This is a genomic window from Brevundimonas sp. KH_058, from assembly GCF_057838505.1.
In genome coordinates this window covers 960,649-980,106 of the sequence record NZ_CM174469.1, presented here as the reverse complement: position 1 = coordinate 980,106, position 19,458 = coordinate 960,649, and the positions used below count along the sequence as shown (strand labels likewise).

15 protein-coding genes and 1 tRNA gene are annotated in these 19,458 nt (G+C 69.0%); 5 read left to right on the top strand and 11 right to left on the bottom strand.

Annotated features, from left to right (window positions below):
• Positions 1-38: 38 nt before the first annotated feature.
• The 6 genes from addA to AC3ISA_RS04585 all read right to left on the bottom strand — a co-directional run bounded on the left by addA (position 39) and on the right by AC3ISA_RS04585 (position 9,701).
• Positions 39-3,470, bottom strand: coding sequence for a double-strand break repair helicase AddA (gene addA / locus AC3ISA_RS04610; protein ID WP_489179537.1), 3,432 nt, complete (start codon positions 3,468-3,470; stop codon positions 39-41).
• Positions 3,467-6,505 (bottom strand): double-strand break repair protein AddB, encoded by a 3,039-nt coding sequence (gene addB / locus AC3ISA_RS04605; RefSeq protein WP_489179536.1) that lies wholly within the window; start codon positions 6,503-6,505, stop codon positions 3,467-3,469. Before addB ends, addA begins: the two co-directional genes overlap by 4 nt.
• Positions 6,506-6,576: 71 nt before the next feature.
• Positions 6,577-7,311, bottom strand: a complete 735-nt coding sequence (murU, locus tag AC3ISA_RS04600) for an N-acetylmuramate alpha-1-phosphate uridylyltransferase MurU (protein WP_489179535.1) — start codon at positions 7,309-7,311, stop codon at positions 6,577-6,579.
• Positions 7,308-8,399, bottom strand: a complete 1,092-nt coding sequence (gene amgK, locus AC3ISA_RS04595) for an N-acetylmuramate/N-acetylglucosamine kinase AmgK (RefSeq protein ID WP_489179534.1) — start codon at positions 8,397-8,399, stop codon at positions 7,308-7,310. Before amgK ends, murU begins: the two co-directional genes overlap by 4 nt.
• Positions 8,392-8,850, bottom strand: a complete 459-nt coding sequence (gene tsaE / locus AC3ISA_RS04590; protein WP_489179533.1) for a tRNA (adenosine(37)-N6)-threonylcarbamoyltransferase complex ATPase subunit type 1 TsaE — start codon at positions 8,848-8,850, stop codon at positions 8,392-8,394. The genes amgK and tsaE overlap by 8 nt, the downstream gene beginning before the upstream one ends.
• Positions 8,847-9,701, bottom strand: coding sequence for a GNAT family N-acetyltransferase (locus AC3ISA_RS04585; protein WP_489179532.1), 855 nt, complete (start codon positions 9,699-9,701; stop codon positions 8,847-8,849). Before AC3ISA_RS04585 ends, tsaE begins: the two co-directional genes overlap by 4 nt.
• Positions 9,702-9,816: 115 nt before the next feature.
• Between AC3ISA_RS04585 and AC3ISA_RS04580 the strand changes: the two genes are divergently transcribed.
• Entirely contained in the window at positions 9,817-11,901 is a 2,085-nt protein-coding gene (locus AC3ISA_RS04580; RefSeq protein ID WP_489179531.1) for an alpha/beta hydrolase family protein, read from the top strand.
• 1 nt (position 11,902) lies between these two features.
• On the opposite strand, the gene AC3ISA_RS04575 is transcribed toward AC3ISA_RS04580, so the two are convergent.
• Together AC3ISA_RS04575 and AC3ISA_RS04570 are read right to left on the bottom strand one after the other, a co-directional pair.
• On the bottom strand, positions 11,903-12,289 hold the full coding sequence (locus AC3ISA_RS04575) for a type II toxin-antitoxin system VapC family toxin (protein WP_489179530.1): 387 nt from the start codon (positions 12,287-12,289) through the stop codon (positions 11,903-11,905).
• On the bottom strand, positions 12,286-12,531 hold the full coding sequence (locus AC3ISA_RS04570) for a type II toxin-antitoxin system Phd/YefM family antitoxin (RefSeq protein WP_489179529.1): 246 nt from the start codon (positions 12,529-12,531) through the stop codon (positions 12,286-12,288). Before AC3ISA_RS04570 ends, AC3ISA_RS04575 begins: the two co-directional genes overlap by 4 nt.
• Before the next feature lie 112 nt (positions 12,532-12,643).
• Between AC3ISA_RS04570 and AC3ISA_RS04565 the strand changes: the two genes are divergently transcribed.
• Complete coding sequence (locus tag AC3ISA_RS04565) at positions 12,644-14,755, top strand: S9 family peptidase (protein WP_489179528.1); 2,112 nt, start codon at positions 12,644-12,646, stop codon at positions 14,753-14,755.
• Between the two features lie 75 nt (positions 14,756-14,830).
• Here AC3ISA_RS04565 and AC3ISA_RS04560 read toward each other — a convergent pair whose 3' ends face one another.
• Positions 14,831-15,139, bottom strand: coding sequence for a hypothetical protein (locus AC3ISA_RS04560; RefSeq protein WP_489179527.1), 309 nt, complete (start codon positions 15,137-15,139; stop codon positions 14,831-14,833).
• Positions 15,140-15,386: 247 nt separating this feature from the next.
• On the opposite strand from AC3ISA_RS04560, the gene AC3ISA_RS04555 reads away from it, so the two are divergent.
• The 3 genes from AC3ISA_RS04555 to AC3ISA_RS04545 all read left to right on the top strand — a co-directional run bounded on the left by AC3ISA_RS04555 (position 15,387) and on the right by AC3ISA_RS04545 (position 18,724).
• On the top strand, positions 15,387-17,363 hold the full coding sequence (locus tag AC3ISA_RS04555) for an AsmA family protein (protein ID WP_489179526.1): 1,977 nt from the start codon (positions 15,387-15,389) through the stop codon (positions 17,361-17,363).
• Between the two features lie 78 nt (positions 17,364-17,441).
• Positions 17,442-18,293, top strand: a complete 852-nt coding sequence (locus AC3ISA_RS04550) for an alpha/beta hydrolase (RefSeq protein ID WP_489179525.1) — start codon at positions 17,442-17,444, stop codon at positions 18,291-18,293.
• An 83-nt stretch (positions 18,294-18,376) separates the two neighbouring features.
• Entirely contained in the window at positions 18,377-18,724 is a 348-nt protein-coding gene (locus tag AC3ISA_RS04545) for a hypothetical protein (protein WP_489179524.1), read from the top strand.
• A 50-nt stretch (positions 18,725-18,774) separates the two neighbouring features.
• On the opposite strand, the gene AC3ISA_RS04540 is transcribed toward AC3ISA_RS04545, so the two are convergent.
• Positions 18,775-18,859 (bottom strand) — tRNA-Leu (locus tag AC3ISA_RS04540).
• Between the two features lie 49 nt (positions 18,860-18,908).
• Positions 18,909-19,445 (bottom strand): CcdC protein domain-containing protein, encoded by a 537-nt coding sequence (locus tag AC3ISA_RS04535; RefSeq protein WP_489179523.1) that lies wholly within the window; start codon positions 19,443-19,445, stop codon positions 18,909-18,911.
• Positions 19,446-19,458 lie beyond the last annotated feature (13 nt).

The window sequence follows — 19,458 nt, the reverse complement described above, 5'->3', positions numbered from 1 at the left end:
ACGCCCGGTCCTCGGGTCGAGCCCAAGGATGACGGCAGTTAAGGCGTGAGCGCGGCGTCCAGCATGGCCTGCGGGATGGGCATGAGTTTCGGGCCGTCGGTCCAGACCAGGGCGGCCTCGATCGGGCGGTCGGGGTAGAGGCGTTTCAGCACGGCGACATAGACGGCGGCTTGCAGGACATAGGCGGGATCAACGGCCGCGATGGCGTCCGGGGCGGGGCGGTTGGTCTTGTAGTCGACGACCAGCACCCGTTCGGGCGTGACCACCAGCCGGTCGATGCGGCCATTGATCGCCACGCTCGACGGGCCAGGCAGTGCGCCGGTCAGGGCGACCTCGGCGCGGGAGCCGGGACCGAAAACGGGGGCGAAGCGGGCGTCGTCCAGCACCGAGAAGGCGGCGGCGATCATCTCGGCGCGCTGGGCCTCGTCCAGATCAGTCTCGCGCGCCAGCAGGCGACGGGCCGCGTCGGGACGGTCGGTGGACGCGATCTCGGGCAGACGCTCCAGCAGCCGGTGGATCAGGTCGCCGCGCCGGAACCGGCCCAGGGCCGCGCCGCCAGCCGCGCTGCGGGCCAGGGGCGAGGGGGCGGGGATGCGGATCGATCCCTCCATCCGCGACGGCGAGGCGAAGCGGGCGGCGGCGTCGGCCGGAGGCAAGGCGGCGGCCCAGGCGGGAAGGGTAGCGGCGGAACGGATTTCGGCGTCGGCGACCGGGCGGCGTTCGGGATCGACGCCGTAGCGGCGCACGCCATTATCGACCTCGCGCGCCTGATCGCCCAACCGGTCGAAGGTCTCTTCGATGATCGACCACCAGCTGCCGGCCTCGGCGCCCCGGCTGGAGGCGCGGCCCATGACGATGACGCGGTCGCGGGCGCGGGTCAGGGCGACATAGAGCAGGCGCAGGGTCTCGTCGTCGGTGCGGGTCTGGCGCGCGGCGCGGGCGTCGGCCGAGGCGGGGCAGTCGTCCTTCGCCGAACCGGGCGCCATCAGCCAGGCCTCGCCGTCGCCCTCTAGCGTGACGGCCGGCATCATGGAGGGGCCCTGCGCCTTCGCCTTCATGGTGGTGTCGGGCAGGATGACGATGGGCGCCTCCAGCCCCTTGGCGCCGTGGACGGTCATGACGCGGACCTCGCCGCGCGCCCCCTCCAGTTCGCGCTTCACCTCGACGTCGGCGGCCTCCAGCTGGGCCAGGCAGGTCTCCAGATCAACCGCGCCCCGGTTCTCGGCGGCCAGCACCTGGTTCAAGGTCTCGTCGATAGCCTCTTCCGCCTCGCGGCCCAGCCGGGCCAGGATGCGGGCGCGGCCGGAGCGGCCTGTGTCGTCCACGCGGTTCAGGGCATGGGAGAAGAAGGCGAACGGGTCGCCGCCGCGTGCGGCTATGGCGGACTGAAGCGCATCGCGGGCGCGGATCCATTCGGGGCGTTCGTGCGCCCGGTCGCGCAGGTCGCGCCAAAGCTGGCCGGACTTGCGGTTTTCGCGCCCGGCCAGCGCATAGAGGCCGTCCTCGTCCACGTCGCACAGGGGGCTGCGCAGGACCTCGGCCAGGGACAGGTCGTCGTCGGGGAAGAGCGCGAAACGGGCCAGCGAGATCAGGTCGTCGAACACGATATGGCTGGACAGTTTCAGCCGGTCGGCACCGGCGACCGGCACGCCCTCGGTCTTCAGCGCGCGAATGATCTCCTCGAACGTGGCGTCGCGGCGGCGGACCAGGACGATGTAGTCGCCATAGCCGGCAGGGCGCAGGTCGAGGGTGCTGCGATCGAAGACGGCGACGCCGCTTTCGACCTGGCGGCGGATTTCGCGGGCCAGGTCGCGGGCAAGGCGTTTCCTGGCGCTGCCGGCGCTTTCCTGATCGACAGGATCGTCCCAGGCGTCGGTCTCGGGCGCGGGTTCGTCGAGGAACAGGGGCCACAGGTCGATGGCGCCGTGCTGGCCGATGCGGGCCGGGATGTGGCGGGCGATGTCGCCTTGCGGACCGGTCAGGGCGCGGGTGCGATCGGGATCGGCGAAGACGGCGTCGACGAAGGCCAGCACCTCTTCGGTCGAGCGGTAGGAGGTGTTCAGCTCCGGCCCGGCGAAGGGTTCGCCGGCGCCCTCGGCCAGGGCGAGAAACGCGCCGCGTTCCTGACGCAGCCGTTCGGGCCGGGCGCCCTGGAAGGAATAGATCGACTGTTTTTCGTCCCCGACGGCGAAGACCGTGCGGCCGGATGTCTGGCCAGAATAGAACTCTCCGGTCAGGGCGCGGACGATGGCCCATTGTTCGGGGGCGGTGTCTTGGGCTTCGTCGATCAGGACGTGATCGACCCCGCCGTCCAGCTTGTACAGCACCCAGGCGGCGGCTCCGCTCTCGGTCAGCAGGGCGGCGGCGCGGGCGACCAGATCGGGGAAGTCGAGCGCGCCCTTCGACCGTTTGGCGTTTTCGTAGAAGGCGGCGTGGGCGCGGGCCAGGGTCAGGACCTTGACCGTGTCGTCGGCGATCCGCGCCTTGCGCAGGGCCTCGCGCGTCGCGAGGAATTTCGTCTGGAGATCGACCAGCCAGCCGACCGCCCCCTGCGGCGCCGACTTGGTGCCCATGCTCTTTCGCGGTTCGCCCGCCTGGGTGCAGAAGACCCCGGCCAGGGCCGTGAAACCGGCATAGGGCGGGGCGGCGACGCTCATGGCGTCGGCGATCTTCTTGTCGTTGGTCGAGCCGGTCTCCATGGCCTCGGCCATGCGGTTCCATTCGCCGGGATCGATGAAGGCGACGAAGTCCCGTTCCAGATCCTCAGGCGCGCGGTCGCGCTCGGCGCCGGTGAGGGACCAGGGATCGGGCGCGGTTCCGGCCTCGGCGCGGTCCACATAGTCCAAGAGGTCGGCGCGCTTGGCCTCGATCATCGACAGCAGGGCCTGGAAGCGCTGCCAGTCCAGCTCGACGGCGAAATGGCTGTAGGCCGAGCCGGTGGGGCCGTCCGGATCGGCGACGGCGGCGCGGGCCAGATCCTCGCGCGCGGAATGGCTGAGGGCGGTCGCGGCCTGGTCTTCCAGTACGGTGAAGCGGGGCGAGACCCCGGCCTCCAGCGGGAACCGGCGCAGCAGCTTTTCGCAGAAGGCGTGGATGGTCTGGATCTTCAGGCCGCCGGGCGTTTCCAGCGCGCGGGCGAACAACTTGCGGGCGCGCGACAGGGCGGCATGATCCATCGCCTGCGGGTCGCCGTCGTCCAGCCGGGCCAGTTCGCTCGACAGGGCGGCGTCGTCCAGCACGGCCCAGCCACCCAACTGGTCGAACAGGCGCGCCTGCATCTCGGCGGCGGCGGCCTTGGTATAGGTGACGCACAGGATGGCGCCGGGATCGACCTGGTCCAGCAGCAGCCGCGCCACCCGGTTGACCAGGGTAGTGGTCTTGCCCGAACCGGCGTTGGCGGTGACGAAGACGGTCAGGCGCGGATCGGCGGCGACGATCTGGGGGGAGACGATCTGGGGCGACAGGCTCATTCTTCGTCCCCGTCGCCGATGACCGACCATTCCCAGACGCGGGCCAGATGGTCGTAGTTGCCGCCCTGGTTGCCCATGAACTGAGGCGCGGCCCAGGAGACGTAGGGCGTGTTTTCGTCGTCGAAGCGGGCGATACGGCGCTTCAGCCCGTCCAGCGCGGCCTGGGCCAGGTCGGCGGCCTCAAGCCCCGAGGCGCGGGTGATGACCTCGCCCGCCGTCTTGCGCCCCACCACGCGGACATAGGTCAGTTCGTCGGGCGTAACCGGGCCGTTGGTGCGCGCGAACCCGCCGTCGGCCAGGATGGCGGCGGTCAGGGTCAGTTGCGGGGCGAAGCCGGACTTGACCTGTTTGGCGGATGGAGCCGCGCCGGTCTTGAAGTCCATCACCGCCGCCCCGTCGGAAGCCAGCTCGATCCGGTCGGCGAAGGCCTTGACCGTGAAGGGCCCGGCGGGGGCGTCGAAGGTCATCGTCCCCTGCTGTTCGACCAGAATGTCGATGCCGCGCGCGCGCCGGCGCCGCTCGAAATCGGTCAGCCAGCGGGCGGCGTTGCGGGCCAGGGGGCCTTCGCGGGCCATGGCCGCATCCTCGAAGCCGCGCGCCCCTAGCTCGCGCAGCAGATGGCCGTGCAACAGGGCCTCGGCGTCGTCGGGCAGGACGTCGGGCCAGTCCAGCGTCAGCCGCTCGACGGCGGCGTGGACGGCGTTGCCGCGTGCGAGCGCTTCGGCAGAAGCGCCGGGCCGCTCAAGCGCCTCAACCCCCAGCACCCACAGGGCGTAGATAGCGTAGGGATCGCGCACCCAGCGTTCGATGCGGGTGACATACAGGCTGCGCGGGCGGCGATGCACCGGCGGGCGGGGTTCCGGCCGTTTGGCGAACTGCGGCGGGCCAGGCGGAGGCGCGTCCAGGGCGCGGGCCCAGTCGATGACGGCCGCCGGGCGGGCGATGGCGACCGGCGTGTCCTTGGCGTCGGCGCCGCGCGTCAGCATCTCCAGCCGCCACAGCCAGCGTGAGCGCACGGCGGGCTGGCCGCCGCGTCGCTCGCTGTGGATCAGGATCACCTCGTCGGCGCAGGCGGCCTGGACGAAGTCCTGCGCCGTCTGGCCCAGGCGGCGTTCGGGCGGGGGCAGGCCAAGGGCCTTGCGCATCGGGCGCGACAGGAAGGGGTCGGTCGGGGCGGCCTGGGGCCAGACGCCTTCCTCCAGTCCGGCCAGGATCATCCGGTCGGCGCGCACCAGACGGGCCTCGATGGCCCCGAGAATCCGCAGCGACGGATGGGTCGCGCCGCCGGTCCGCACGACGTTTTCCTTGACCAGGGACGTGACCAGTTCGGCCAGTTCCACGCGGCGGATACGACCCAATGACGCCCCGCCCTCGATCAAACCGGACAGAAGGGCGGCGGCGGCCTCGCCGTCGGGACCGGCCCAGGCGTTCTGGCCGGCCAAGGTTTCGATCAGCCGGGTCAGGGCCGAGGCGGCGAGGTTGAGGTCGGCGTCGGGTGTGAAGGCGGCTGTGGCGGCCTCGACGGCGGCCTGCAGATGCTCGACCAGCCGGGTCGCGGCCGACAGCCGGTCCTGTTTCCATTCGGGCGACGCCTTGCCGCGCCGGTCGGGCTGGACCGCCTCCAGCAGGCGGCGATGGATGGCGGCGAAGTCGCGCGGGCGAGGACCGCGCAGGGCGTGCTCCTCCAGCGCGGCGACCCCTGCGGCTTGAGAGGCGTCGCCCAGGTCGAACCGGGCCAGCGGATGTTTTACGACGGCCAGCAGCAGATGGGGCTGGACCGGATCGGCGATCCAGCGGGCGCACAGATCGACCAGGGCGCCGGCGGGCAGGCGCGACAGGGGGCTGCCAGCCGAGGAATCCGGGATCACGCCCCAGCGCTCCAGCCGGGCGGCGACACGGCGGCCCAGGGCCTGATCCGGCGTGATCAGGGCGCAGGTTTTTCCGGGGGTTTCCAGCGTCTCGCGCATCATCAGGGCGATGGCGGCGGCGGCCTCCTCCTCGGCGCGGACGGTCAACAGGGACAGGCCTTGCAACCCCTCGGCGATGGGGTCGCGGGCCTCGCCGCGCGCGACGGCGGCCGAACGGATGTCACGAATGGCGCCGCGCCAGTCGTCGGTGGCCTCGGCCGGACGCAGAGCCTCGTTGACCAGTCTCTGGCGGGCCAGGCCACGCGCCGCGACGGCCGGGGAGACGGCGGGGCGGAACCAGGGACGGACGGTCTCGCGGGCGATATCACAGCGGTCCAGCAGCCGTTTCATCGCGCTTTGCGGATGCTGTTCGTCCAGCCGGTCCCAGACGCCGGCGTCCAGATCCAAATCGAGACCAGGCAGGACGACGCAGCCCAGAGGCGCCCTGGCCACGGCCTTCAGCACGTCGCCGGCGGCGGGGACGGTGCCGGTCGAACCGGCGGCGATGACGGCCTGGGTCGGAGGATTAGCGTCCCACAGTTCGGCGAGGCGGCGCAGCAGGGTGGCGCGGCGCCAGGCCGGATCGACCAGGCCCAGTTCGGCGAGACGTTTGGGCCAGGCGGTGACGGCGAGGCCCAGGAATTCGGCCGACCGCTCCCAGTGTTCGGCCATCTCGCCGTCGACCAGGGTCGCGATCCGTTCGGGATTGGGGATTTCTTCCAGCTGGCAGGAATCCAGGAAGCCGCCCAAGGCGTCTGCCAGGTCTAGCGCGCGCATCGGCGTCAAGGTGCTGTCGAACTGTTCGACGATCATCCGCGCCATCTCGAATCGGCGTGTCAGGGCGGGGATGGCGGGCGGCATGTCCAGGCCCAGGGCGCCGGGCGTGAAGGGCGGTTCGTCCTCCTCCAGATCGCCCAGCGGACGGACCTGGGGCAGCAGTATGGGTCGGTCGCCCGACAGTTTCGACAGGGCGCCGGTGAAGGCGCGCGCGGCCCGGCGATTGGGCAGCAGGATGGTGGCGTCCGACAGGGTCTCGGGCGGCAGCTCGCCCAGCCAGGCCAGGACGCCGGCGGCCAGGTCTTCAAGGAAGGGCCGGTGCGCGGGGATGGCGTACCAGCGGGGGCACATTCCTGTTTCCCTAGCGCCGCCCGCGCGGCGGTCGGCTGCTTGAGGGAGGTCCGCGAATGGATCGAAGGCGCTCACGCGTCTCCCGCCAGTTTCGCCTCGGCCTGATCCCGCGCCTGGGGGTCGCCGACGTGCATCCAGTCGCCGTCGAGGATGCAGCCGAACAGACGGCCCTGGGCGGCGGACTTGCGCCACAGTGGGCTGAGGGAGAAGGGGCCTTCGCAGCCGTTGTCGGCATAGCCGGGCCGGGTGATGTGGACGCCCATATAGGCGTAAGGCGCCGATGCGGCCGCGCCCCGGAAGGCCAGGCGGCCCCCCTCTCCAGAAATGGAGTCGCGCACGAAGAAGTCGCCGTCGCCTTCGAAGCCGATGGAGCCTTCGCGGCGGGCCAGCAGCAGCGCGGCGTCCATCGTCTCGGGGTTCCACAGGCGGACCAGATCGCCTAGCGCATCGCCCCGGTCGATCCAGACGCTGTCGATATTGGCGACGAAGACGGGATCCTCGCCCAACAGGGGATGGGCCTTCTTCAGCCCGCCGCCGGTCTCCAGCAGTTCGGCGCGTTCGTCGGAGATGACGATCTGCGGGCCGCGTTCGCGCGCGGCCAGATGGCTTTCCAGACGGTCCGCGAACCAGTGGACATTGACCACGGCCTTTTCGACGCCTGCGTCCGACAACCGGTCCAGCACATGGTCGATCAGGGCGCGGCCCTGGACATCGACCAAGGCCTTTGGCCGGTCATCGGTCAGAGGGCGCATGCGGGTGCCCAGGCCGGCGGCCAGCACCATCGCCGTCTTGGGAGCATGGGTCATACGCGAACCTCGGCTGGAACGTGCCGGTCGAACCAGCGGGCGACGGGCGCCAGGGCCGGTTGTTCCAGATTGGCGTTGAGATGCCGCCACATGCGCGGCAGGAAGCGGGCGTAGCGCGGCTTGCCGTCGCGGGCGATCAGACGGGCGAAGATGCCGATGATGCGCGCCTCGTTCAGGGCGGCGAGCCCGGCGTAGTCGGCCATGAAGGCGGCGCGGTCCACGCCGGGACGCAGGGAGAAATAGCGGTCCAGGGCCTGGGCCTCCAGCGCGGGGGAGACGTCGCGGCGGGCGTCCTGCAACAGGGAATGCAGGTCCCAGCTTGGGTGGGCGCAAACGGCGTCCTGGAAGTCGATCATGCCGACGCGGGCGGGGCCTTCACGCTCGGGCAGCCAGATCAGGTTCTCGGCGTGATAGTCGCGGTGGGCCATGACCGAGGCCCCGGCCGCGCCCGAGGCGACGATGGGCGCCCAGGCCGCGCGCCAGTCGGCGATGGCGTCGTCGTCGAAGGCGACGCGCTCGTCCAGCTTCGGCAGCCAGTCGACGAACAGATCCGCTCCCCCCTGAAGCGCCGCCTCGTCATAGGTCAGCAGCGGCCATTCGCCGCCGGGGCCGTGCAGGGTCTGCGGCGGGGTTTCGGCCTCGTGCAGGACAGCCAGGGCCTCAATGGCGGCCAGATACAGCGGCGTCTCGTCGGCGCCTTCCTCGATCACGCGGGCGAACAGGGCGTCGCCGAAATCCTCCAGCACCGCCAGACCGTTGGGGGCGTCCAGGGCCGGGATGTCGGGGGCGGACAGGCCCAGCGACTTCAGGTGGGCGGCGACGGCGGCGAAGGCCTCGATCCGGCCGGCGGACAGGCGGGCGACGGCGTTCCAGCCGGCGGCGTGGCGCTGCTCGGGCGTCCAGGCCGGATCGGCGGGCGGGCTTTCGGCGGCGGGGGCCTGGTCCATCAGCATCAGGGTTGGGCCGGTCGCGGGCGTCAGCCGCTCGTAACGTCGCGTCGAGGCGTCGCCGGGCAGGGGGGTGCGCACGGCGTCGGCCAGACCGGCGGACGCCAGGAAGTCGAGACGGAGGGCTTCGCGATCAGACATGCAATTCCTTCAGTCCCGTTTCCCATCGGCCTACGCCGGAAACGGTCGCAAGGCGGCCGTCGCCCTGTTCGGAGATTTCAATGATCAGCTGGTCCGGCCCCAGGAACCGCTCAGGCTTCTCGCCCAGACGCTCGGGCCATTCGATGACGGCGCAACCCTCGTCCAGCGCCTCGTCCAGCCCGATCTCGAAGGCCTCTTCCGGCCGGGTCAGGCGGTAGAGGTCGAAATGGGCGACGGGCGGATCGGACTCGTAGAACTGGACCAGGGTGAAGGTCGGACTGGGCACGTCTTCGTCCGGCGTGGTCAGGGCGCGGATCAGGCCGCGCGCCAGGGTCGACTTGCCCATGCCCAGCGGTCCGTAGAGCAGCAGGCTGTCGCCCGCCGCCAGCAGGGGGGCGATGGCCTGGCCCAGGGCGGTGGTGGCCTCGGCGTCGGGCAGTTCGATCTTCATGCGAACACCGCGTCTGGATCGGCGGCCAGGGTGCGTTCCGTGAAGTGTTTCAACGCCTCGGTCGCCTTTGCGGCGTCCACGTCCAGCCGGTCGGCGGGAATGGGCAGGCCGACATCGACGCCGAACGGCTTGTTCGCCTTGTTCAGCAGTTCGTGGAACAGGGTCACGTCGCGCAGTTCCTGCGAGACCTTGTCGAACAGGTGGAACAGGCGGCTGTAGGGGCCGGTGACGTGCATGGGGATCACCGGCGCATCGTATTTGCGCGCCATCGAGGCGGCGGTCGGCGCCCATTCGGGGTCGGTCAGGACGCCGTTCCTCTCGCGCGCCAGACGACCGGCGGGGAACATGACGACGCAGCGTTCGGCCTCGAACGCCTCCTTGGCGGCGGTCAGGGTGGCGCGGGTCTTTTCGCGGGTGCGTTTGTCGTGGACCCATTCGACGGGGATGATGGTCTCGTCCAGCCGGGGCGAGACGCGGATAGCGTCGGCGTTGGCGAAGAAGATCATGTCGCTGCGTCGCCGTTTGATCGCGTCGAACACGGCGACCCCGTCGGCGATGCCGGTGGGGTGGTTGCACACGACGATGCATCGGCCGGTCGCGGGCAGGCGGTCCAGGTTGGTCGCCGCCACCTTCAGCTTCAGCAGGTCGGACACGTAGTCGAAGGTCTGCGTCCCCGACAGGGGCTGGATGGCGTCGGCCATCCGCACCGCCGCCCCATAGCCCAGCACGCCATACAGGGCCGGGCGCACCACGGGCCATAGGTGCGAGGCGGTCAGGCGCGGCGCGCGTTCGGCGATCAGCACATCGACGATGTGAGGCCTGCGCCGTGCGGGTGTGGAGGATGCGGTCATGGATGAACGCTTGTCGCCGGTTCGGTCGGAAGGGGCAAGATGCGCGGCGTCCTGTGAGCTTGGCGATCCGTCAGGCGACCCCTATCACTGGCGAAAACCTGTGGGGAGTTGAGACATGACGCGTTCGCGCTGGATGGCGGCCGCCGCCTTTGGAAGTCTGATGCTGGCCGCCGCGCCGGCGTTCGCTCAGCAGGCGGCGCCTGCGCCGGTCGAGGCCGCGGCGCCTCCATCCCAGGCCCAACCGCGCGGTTTGTCGCTGAAGGACTTGGCGATGATGGAGCGGGTCAGCGAGCCGCGCGTCTCGCCTGACGGTCGCCAGATCGTCTACGCCGTGCGCACCACCGACTGGAACGGCAACAAGGGCGTCAACGGCCTGTGGCTGGCGGATGTCGCGGGGGGAGAGCCGCGCAGGCTGGCGATTTCCGAAGGTGGCGCCTCGGGCGCGCGCTGGGCGCCGGACGGCGGGGCCCTCTATTTCCTGTCGTCGCGGGGTGGATCGAACCAGGTCTGGCGCACGGATGCGGCCGGCATGGCGGCGGCACAGGTGACGACCCTGCCGTTCGATGTGTCGGGTTTCCGCATCGCGCCGGACGGCAAGTCGCTGGTGCTGGCGGTCTCGGTCTTCGTCGATTGCGACGCCCTGGCCTGCACCAAGACGCGGCTGGATGAGCGGGGCAAGTCGACGATCCAGTCCTATGACCGGCTGCCGCTGCGCGACTTCGATCACTGGGTCGATACGCGCCGCACCCATCTGTTCGTCCAGCCCCTGAACGGATCGGGCCTGGGTGGAGGCGAGCCGCGCGACCTGCTTTCGGACCTCGACGCCGATGTCTCGGCGGGCGATTCCAGCTTCGACATTTCACCGGACGGGCGGACGCTGGTTTACGGAACCCAGACGCAAGGGGCGGGCGAACCCTTCACCAGCAACAGCGATGTCTTCCGTGTGACGCTGGAGAGTGGAGCGCCGGTCAATCTGACCGAGGCGAACAAGGGGTCGGACGGCAATCCCGTCTTTTCGCCGAACGGTCGCCAACTGGCCTGGTTGTCGGCGCCGCGCGAGAATGTTGGCGGCGATCAGGCGGCGGTGTGGGTCGCAAACGCTGACGGCTCGGGTGCGAGGAAGCTGACGGACTGGGATCGCGGTGCGGGCGGGCTGCAATGGCGCACCGACGGTCGGTCGCTGCTGGTCTCGGCGGCGGACGAGGGCCAGAACCGGCTGTTCTCGGTCGATTCACGCAACGGCAGGGTCACGCCCCTGACCGGGACCGGCACGGTCGGATCCTATGAAGAGGTGGAGGGCGTCCTGGCCTACGCCCACGAGAGCTTCGTCGCTCCGGCGCAGATCTTCGTCCACACCAATAGCGAACCGCGCCAGATCAGCCGCCAGAACGCCGAGGTGCTGGCGCAACTGGACCTGCCCAAGGGCGAGGCCTTCACCTTCGCCGGCTGGAACAACGAGCCGGTGCAGGGCTGGGTGTTCAAACCCGCCGGTGCGGTCGAAGGGCGGCGCTATCCGGCCGTCTATCTGATCCATGGCGGGCCGAAATCGCCCTGGACCGAGAGCTTCTCCTACCGCTGGAACCCCCAGACCTATACGGCCGCAGGCTATGCGGTGGTGATGATCAACTTCCACGGCTCGCCCGGTTACGGCCAGGCCTTCACCGACGCCATCAACGACCACTGGGGCGACCGGCCGCTGGAGGATCTGGAGAAGGGCTGGGCGGCGGCCCTGTCCAGCAATCCGTGGATCGACGGCGACCGAGCCTGCGCCCTGGGCGCCTCCTACGGCGGCTATATGGTCAATATGATCGCAGGCAAGTGGAACGGGCCGTGGCGTTGCCTGGTCAACCACGCCGGGGTGTTCGACGTGCCCCAGCTGATGAACGCCATGGATATCGGCAACTTCATCCACGAGTTCGGCGGGCCGACCTGGGAGCGTAAAGAGGTGTACGACGCCTTCAACCCGGAGGCCTTCGTCGGCGACTGGAAGAAGCCGATGCTGGTGCTGCACGGGTCCAAGGACTTCCGCGTGCCGATGGAGCAGGGGCTGGCGACCTTCTCGGCCTTGCAGCGTCAGGGCGTGCCCAGCCGCTTCGTCCATGTGCCGGACGAGAACCACTGGGTGCTGAAGCCGCGCACCTGGGTCGACTGGCAGCAGGAAATCCTGGACTGGGTCGGCCGCTATACGGCGGCGCAGTAGTTCACCAGATCCGGGCGACCCCGAAACTGTCGAACAGGCGCTCGTTGGACACGAGCGTCAGGTCGTTGAGCAGGCCCTGGGCGATCAGCAGCCGGTCGAACGGATCGCGGTGGGCATTGTCCATGCGGCCGGCTTGCGACGCCTCGCGGGCGGTGATGGGAAGGATGGCGAACCCTTCGAGCTCGACCTCGGCCTCGAACCGTTCCGCCAGAGGCGCGGCCTGCGGAAGGCGACCCATGCCATGTTTGAGCGCAATCTCATAGGCCGAGACCGCGCTGACGAAGACCCTGTTGCCGCCGTCCCGTATCGCCGCTTCGGCGGAGCGGCTGAGGCCCGCCTCGCCGGACATCCACCAGATCAGGGCGTGGGTGTCGAGCAGCAGTCTCATTCGCCGCGACCCTCCCACAGGCGCAGTTCATCCTCAGGCAAGGGCTCGAAGAAGCGGTCGTCCATCGCTATGAGACCCTTAAGTCGGCCGGGCTTGCGTTCCACCTTGGCGGCCTGTTCGAACGGCACGATCCGCACGGCGGGCTTGTCACCGCGGGCGATGACGACCTCTTCGCCGCGTTCGGCGGCGGCGATCAGTTTGGAAAGATGGGTCTTGGCGTGGTGGACGGTGACGGTGGTCATGTCGCGCTCCTTGGACCCACTATCTTAGCTAAGCCAGTCGTTCGCGACAACTTCCGCCTGGCGAACGGCGGTGCTACGCCTTGGCGCAGCAAGATTTCCGAGGAAGAGCTTGATGCGTCACCGTTCCCTTCTGTCCGCCGCCTGCGCGGCTGTCGCCCTGATGAGCGCCGTTCCTGCCCTGGCCCAGGTTCCGCCCGCCCCGGTTCCCGCAGCGCCCGCGACGCCCGACGCCTTCACCTATAAGGACATGATCACCGCCAACCGGCTGGGCGATCCGCAGGTGTCGCCGGACGGCCGTTATGTCGTCTATTCGGTCACCACCACGGACGTGGACGCCAACCGCCGCGCGGGCAGCCTGTGGATCCTGGACCTGAACGCGCCGGACACTGCGCCGCGTCGCCTGGCGATCTCGGATCAGGGCGCCAACACCGCGCGCTGGGGCGGGGACGGCAATCTGTATTTCCTGTCGGGCAAGTCGGGCGCGAGCCAGGTCTGGCGTGTGGCCTCGCCCACGTCGGCGCCGGTGCAGGTGACCAACCTGCCGACCGACGTGAACGCCTATCGGATCAGCCCGACGGGCGACAAGGTGGCGGTGTCTCTGGCGGTCTATCCGAACGCGGCCGACCTGAACGCCTCGGTCGAACAGGGCAAGGCCATCGCCGAGCAAAAGACGACGGGTCAGGTCTATGACCGCATGTTCGTGCGTCACTGGGACACCTGGAACGACCACACCCAGAACCACCTGTTCGTCCAGTCCATCGGCCGCGACGGCAAGGCGACGGGAACGCCTTCTTGGATTACCAAGGGCTTCGATGGCGACACGCCGTCCAAGCCGTTCGGCGACGAGAGCGAGTTCGTCTTCACGCCGGCGGGTGACGCCGTGGTCTTCTCGGCGCGTCTGGCGGGTCAGACCGAGCCGTGGAGCACCAACTTCGACCTATGGAAGACCAACGGCCTGACCGGCGACGGCACCTTCACCAACCTGACCGACGACAACGACGCCTGGGACACCGGCCCGGTCTTCTCGCCGGACGGACGGACCCTGGCCTATCGCGCCATGGCGCGGCCGGGCTTCGAGGCGGATCGCTATCAGATCGTGCTGATGGATGTCGAAACCGGCCAGAAGCGTGAGATCGCCTCGAACTGGGACCGGTCGGCGGACACCCTGCAATGGTCGCGCGACGGCCAGACGCTGTACACGACGGCGGGCGACGTCGGTTCGACCAAACTGTTCTCGGTGGATACGCGCAACGGCGTGGTGACGCCGATCACGGGCGCGGGCCACGTCTCGGCCTTCCAGCAGACGCCGTCGGGTTTTGTCCTGGCTCAAGACAGTCTGAAGGCCCCCAGCGACCTCTATTTCAAGACCTTCCTGGGTCGCGAAATGCCGTTGCGCCTGACCAACGCCAACCCGGCCTTCGACGCCAAACAGTTCGGCGAGTATGAGCAGTTCAGCTTCCCCGGCTGGAACAACGAGACGGTCCACGGCTATGTCATCAAGCCGGCCGGCTATGTCGAGGGCCGCAAATATCCGGTCGCCTTCCTGATCCACGGCGGGCCGCAGGGCTCGTTCGGCGACGGCTGGTCCTATCGCTGGAATCCCGAGACCTACGCCGGCGCCGGCTATGCGGTGGTGATGATCGACTTCCACGGCTCGACCGGCTACGGCCAGGCCTTCACCGACGCGATCAGCCAACACTGGGGCGATCGCCCGCTGGAAGACCTGCAGAAGGGCTGGGCGGCGGCTCAAGCGAAATACAGCTTCCTGGACGGCGACAACGCCTGCGCGCTCGGCGCGTCGTACGGTGGCTATATGATCAACTGGATCGCCGGTAACTGGTCCAACGAGTTCAAGTGCCTGGTCAACCACGACGGCGTCTTCGACACCTTTGGCATGGGCTATTCCAGCGAAGAGCTGTGGTTCACGGAGTGGGAATACGGCGGCACCCCGTGGGACAAGCCGGAGGGCTATCAGAAGTTCAACCCGGCCAACCATGTCGAGAACTGGAAGACGCCGATGCTGGTGGTTCAGGGCGACCGCGACTTCCGCATTCCGACGGCCCAGGGCCTGTCGACCTATACGGCGCTGCAACGTCGCGGCATCGACAGCCGCCTGATCGTCTTCCCCAACGAGAACCACTGGGTGCTGAAACCGGCCAACAGCCTGCAATGGCACAATGAAGTGTTCGGCTGGCTGAACAAATATCTGACGCCGGCGCAGTAAGCCGCGTCAGCTTGAAATGACAAAAGGGGCGCGGTCGTCAGACCGCGCCCCTTTTTCATGCGTCGGGCCGCAGGATCAGAGCGAGGCGCGCATCTGGGGTGCGCCGGCGAGGCGGTCATACTGGTGCGCGGTCATGCAGCGCGGGGCGGCCCAGCGCTGGCCCGATTGGCGGGCGGCGACCGCCTGTTGTGCGGTGACGAAGGTGGGGGTCACGCCGTTGTCGCGCTGATAGGCGGGGCGCGAGGCCGCATCGGTTCCACAAACCATGACGGACTGGAGAACGGCTGCGCGTTCGGCGCGCGGCGTCGAGCTTTGGGCCAGGCTGGGCGACGCGGCGGCCGCCAAGGCGGCGACGATCAGGGCAGGGGTGAGAAAACGGGTCATCGGGTCATCCTCCATGGCCTGAATTAAGATCAGGACTCTGACGAAATATGCGCCGATATTTCTGTTTGTAAAGAATATGCGACAAGTTCACGTCAAATAGACGACGACTGACGAGAGGTTGACGTTGCGGCGCCAAACGGGGGCTGATGCGTTCTCTGTGGCTGACGGAGACGAGCGATTGTCGAACCCACGGAATTGGCGGACTTTTCGGGCTGGCGTGCATCAAAGGGCGCTGGTTCCGGCGGGCGTGCGCCTGCGGTCCTGGCGCGACTGGGTTCGCGACAACGACCCCGTCTATGCGGCGGCGCGGCGGCCCGGATCGGCGGAAAAATGGGCGGCGGGGGTCGTGCTGGTCCTCGTCGCGGTCGTGGTGCTGGTCTTGGCCCTGTTCGACTGGAACATGCTGCGTGGGCCGATCGGCCGCTGGGCCTCGGTCAAATACGATCGTCAGATCGCCCTGACGGGGGATCTGGACGTCAACCTGTTCAGCTGGACGCCGTCCGCCGTGGTGCGGGGGCTGAAGATCGGCGGGCCGGACTGGGCGCGAGATCGCGACACGGCCGACGTCGATGAGGTCCGCGCCTCGGTCAGGCTCAGGAAACTGCTGGCCGGCCAGATCGAGATGCCGCTGCTCAGCTTCACCCGGCCCAAGGTCGTGCTGATCTCGACCAAGGACGGCCGAAAGAGCTGGGAGCTGAACCCCAACAAGCCCGACACCGGCGAGGGGCTGAAGCTGCCCGTCATCCAGCAACTCATCATCACCGACGGTCAGCTGTCCTTCGACGAACAGCGGCGGGGCCTGACGCTGCAGGCCGCCGTCAACGCGCGCGAGGCCGCCAGCGGCGCCGCCGGCTTCCTGCTGGACGGGCGAGGCACGGTGAACGGCTCGCCCCTGACGCTGAAGATCGAGGGCGGACCCTTCATGAACATTCGGCGCAACCGGCCCTATCGGTTCGAGGCCGAGGTCAGCGGGGCGGGGTCGTCCCTGACCGCCAAGGGCGCGATCACCCGCCCGTTCGACCTGGGCCGGTTCGATGCGACCCTGACGATGAAGGGGCGCAATATGTCGGACCTCTATTTGTTGACCGGCGTCACCCTGCCCAATACGCCGCCCTATCGGCTGTCGGGCGCGCTGAACCGCAACGAGCGGATCTGGACCTTCAAGGATTTCGACGGGCGCGTCGGCGCGTCAGACCTGTCGGGCGAGGTACGGGTCGATTCCGCCCGGCGCCTGAGGGTGGATGCGCAACTGACCTCGCGCCGCCTGGACATCGACGATTTGGCCGCCGTGCTGGGTGCGCGGACCCGGACCAATGCGGCCGGCACCGACACCGAGGCGCCGGTCGCCGTCGGCGGTAAGCTGCTGCCCGACGCCAAGCTGCAGACCGAACGCCTGCGCACCATGGACGGTACCCTGACCTACCGGGCGGCGGCGGTGAAGGCGAACGAGTTCGACGTGCGCGCCGTGAACCTGGGCGCGGACCTGAAGGACGGCGTCCTCAAGCTCGACCCGATCAGCTTCAACTTCAACCGCGGCGAGATGAACGGCACGGCGCGGATCAATGCGACCCGGGACACGCCCTACAGCACGGTGGATCTGCGGCTGGCCGGCTATCCGCTGGAATCGATCATTCCCGCCCGTAACGGCTCCGTCCCGTTAAGCGGTCGCGCCTTGGGCCGCGCCAGGCTGGAAGGGCCGGGCGCCTCGATCCATGATTTCGCGGGGGCGTCGAAAGGCTCGCTCAGCCTGGTGGTGCCGAACGGTCGGATGCGGGCGGCCTTTGCCGAACTGCTGGGCATCAACGCCAGCGCGGGCCTGCTGAAACTGCTCAGCGGCGATCAGTCCGAAAGCCAGATCCGCTGCGCCGTCGCCGATTTCAGCGTCAGCGGGGGCACGGCGACCGCCCGCACCTTCGTCATCGATACGGATGTGGTCCTGGCCCAGGGCAAGGGCACGATAAATCTGGGCGCCGAGACGATGAACCTGCGCATCGAGGGCGAATCCAAGAAGCCGCGCCTGCTGCGTCTGTGGGCGCCGATCACCGTCTCCGGCCCGCTGACGGCGCCCAAGGTCGGGGTCGATCTGGGCGATGTGGTGTCGCAGGGCGGGCTGGCGGGCCTTCTGGGCGCGGTGGTGGCGCCGGTGACGGCCCTGTTCGCCTTCGTCGATCCGGGCCTGGCCGAGGACGCCGACTGCGGTGGACTGATTGCCAACGCCAGGTGACATGCCGCGCGGTAATCATCGGGGCGACGAAGACCGAATCGGCGGCGCGAACGTATTGAGCGCGATGGAACCTTACGCATGACCCGCCGTGGCCTGTTCGCGCCCGCCCTGGGGCTTCTCGCCGCCGCCTGCTCGCCGTTGGGCCTGCTCAACACCCTGGGGCCGAGGGACGGCGGGGTCCGCCGCGTCGCGCGCGACATCGCCTATGGCGACGACCCGCGCCAGCGGATGGACCTCTACGCCCCGACCGCGCCGGGACCGTATCCGATCCTGGTCTTCTTCTATGGTGGAGGCTGGGACTCTGGTTCGCGCAGCCAGTACGGCTGGGCGGCGCAAGCGCTGGCGGCGCAGGGGTTCGTCGTGGCCCTGCCGGACTACCGCGTCGTGCCCCAGGTCATCTTCCCGGCCTTCATCGAGGACGCCGCCGCCGCCACGGCCAAGGCGGCGGATGTGGCGGCTCAATATGGCGGCGATCCCGCGCGCCTGGGCGTGCTGGGCCATTCGGCGGGCGCGCATCTGGCGATGATGATCGCGTTGGACCGTCGCTATATGGCCGCCGTCGGTCGGCCCGACCTGATCAAGGCGGCGGCGGGTCTGGCGGGGCCGTATGACTTCCTGCCGTTCGACGTGGCGGCGTCGCGCAACGCCTTCGGCCGCGCGCCGGATCCGACCCTGACCCAGCCCGTCACCTTCGTGCGCGCCGACGCCCCGCCGCTGTGGCTGGGCCACGGCACGGCCGACAAGGTGGTCCACGACGAGGACACGATCATTCTGGACGATCGGATGCGGGCGGCGGGCGGCCGCTCGGAGGCCAAACTCTATCCGGGCCTGGACCACGCCGACCTGATCGCGACCTTCTCGCCTCTGTTCCGCAAGAAGGCGACGGTGCTCGCCGACGTGGCGGGGTTCTTCCACCGCCAACTGGGCTGATCGGCTCTTGCGCTTTCAAGCGTGGCGGTTTGAACTGAGGTGAAGCGGATGCGGCTGATCGCTTCCCCAGCCGAGAGTTTGCGATGAACGCCGCCACGAACGCCGCCGCCAATATTGCCGCAAATGCCGCGATCAACGCCGCGCGCGTCCGCAACCGGGTCGTGGAGCATTTCCAGAAGGCCGGGGCGCTGACCGCCGACACCGCCATCGCCTTGCCGCCCAGGTCCCCACGCCACACCGTCGACGCCCTGATCAAGCACAAGGTGATCGTGCCGGTCGGGGAAGGGTTGTTCTATCTGGACCTCGAAGCCAACGCGCGTTCAAACCGGGATCAGGCCAAGGCCGGGATCGCCGTCGTCATCGGCCTGGTCATCGTGCTTGCGATCGTGATCGGGGCCTTGGCGATCGCTCGGCAGTTCGCCATATCCTGACGTCCGCCGCGCCGGGACGGCGGGTGAAAACGCTCATCATGTGAAGAAGGTGGTGCGGGCGGCCGGAATCGAACCGGCACTCCTTTCGGAACAGGATTTTGAATCCAGCGCGTCTACCAATTCCACCACGCCCGCAGAGGCCGCCTCATGCCACAAGGGCGGAGGCGGCGTCTAGCCTGAACCTTTAGGCCGCGACCTCCACATGCCCGTCCGTGCCGCCCGCCTGGATGCGGCGGGCGCGGATGTACATTTCGACGCGCTGCATGACGATCAGGCCCATGGCGAAGACCAGGAAGGCGTCGGTCACGGCCATGGCGTTCAGATGCCATTCGGCGGCGTGGCTCTCGATCAGGTCGCGCAGCAGCGACCGGCCCGCGAACAGAACGACCAGCAGGATCAGGCCCAGAGGCGAGGCCTGGGCCATCAGGGAGCCGTGGGGCTCCTTTTCGATGGTGACGGTCTTGCCGCGATACCAGCCGGCGACGCCGCCCAGGACGCCGCCGATGGCCAGCACCGCCCAGGCGGCAGGGCCGAACGGGGCGTGGGCCATGTTGGGGTTCTGCGTCGTGCCCCACAGGCCCAGGCCGATCAGCGGCAGGACGATGGCTGGCATGATCCACAGCAGATGCGGCTTCAGCACCCGCTTCCTGCGGTTCTTCAGCAGCACGACCACCAGCATGATCGGGATCATGAGCAGCGGGATCAGTTTTTCAGGCGGCACGTCGTCTCTCCCC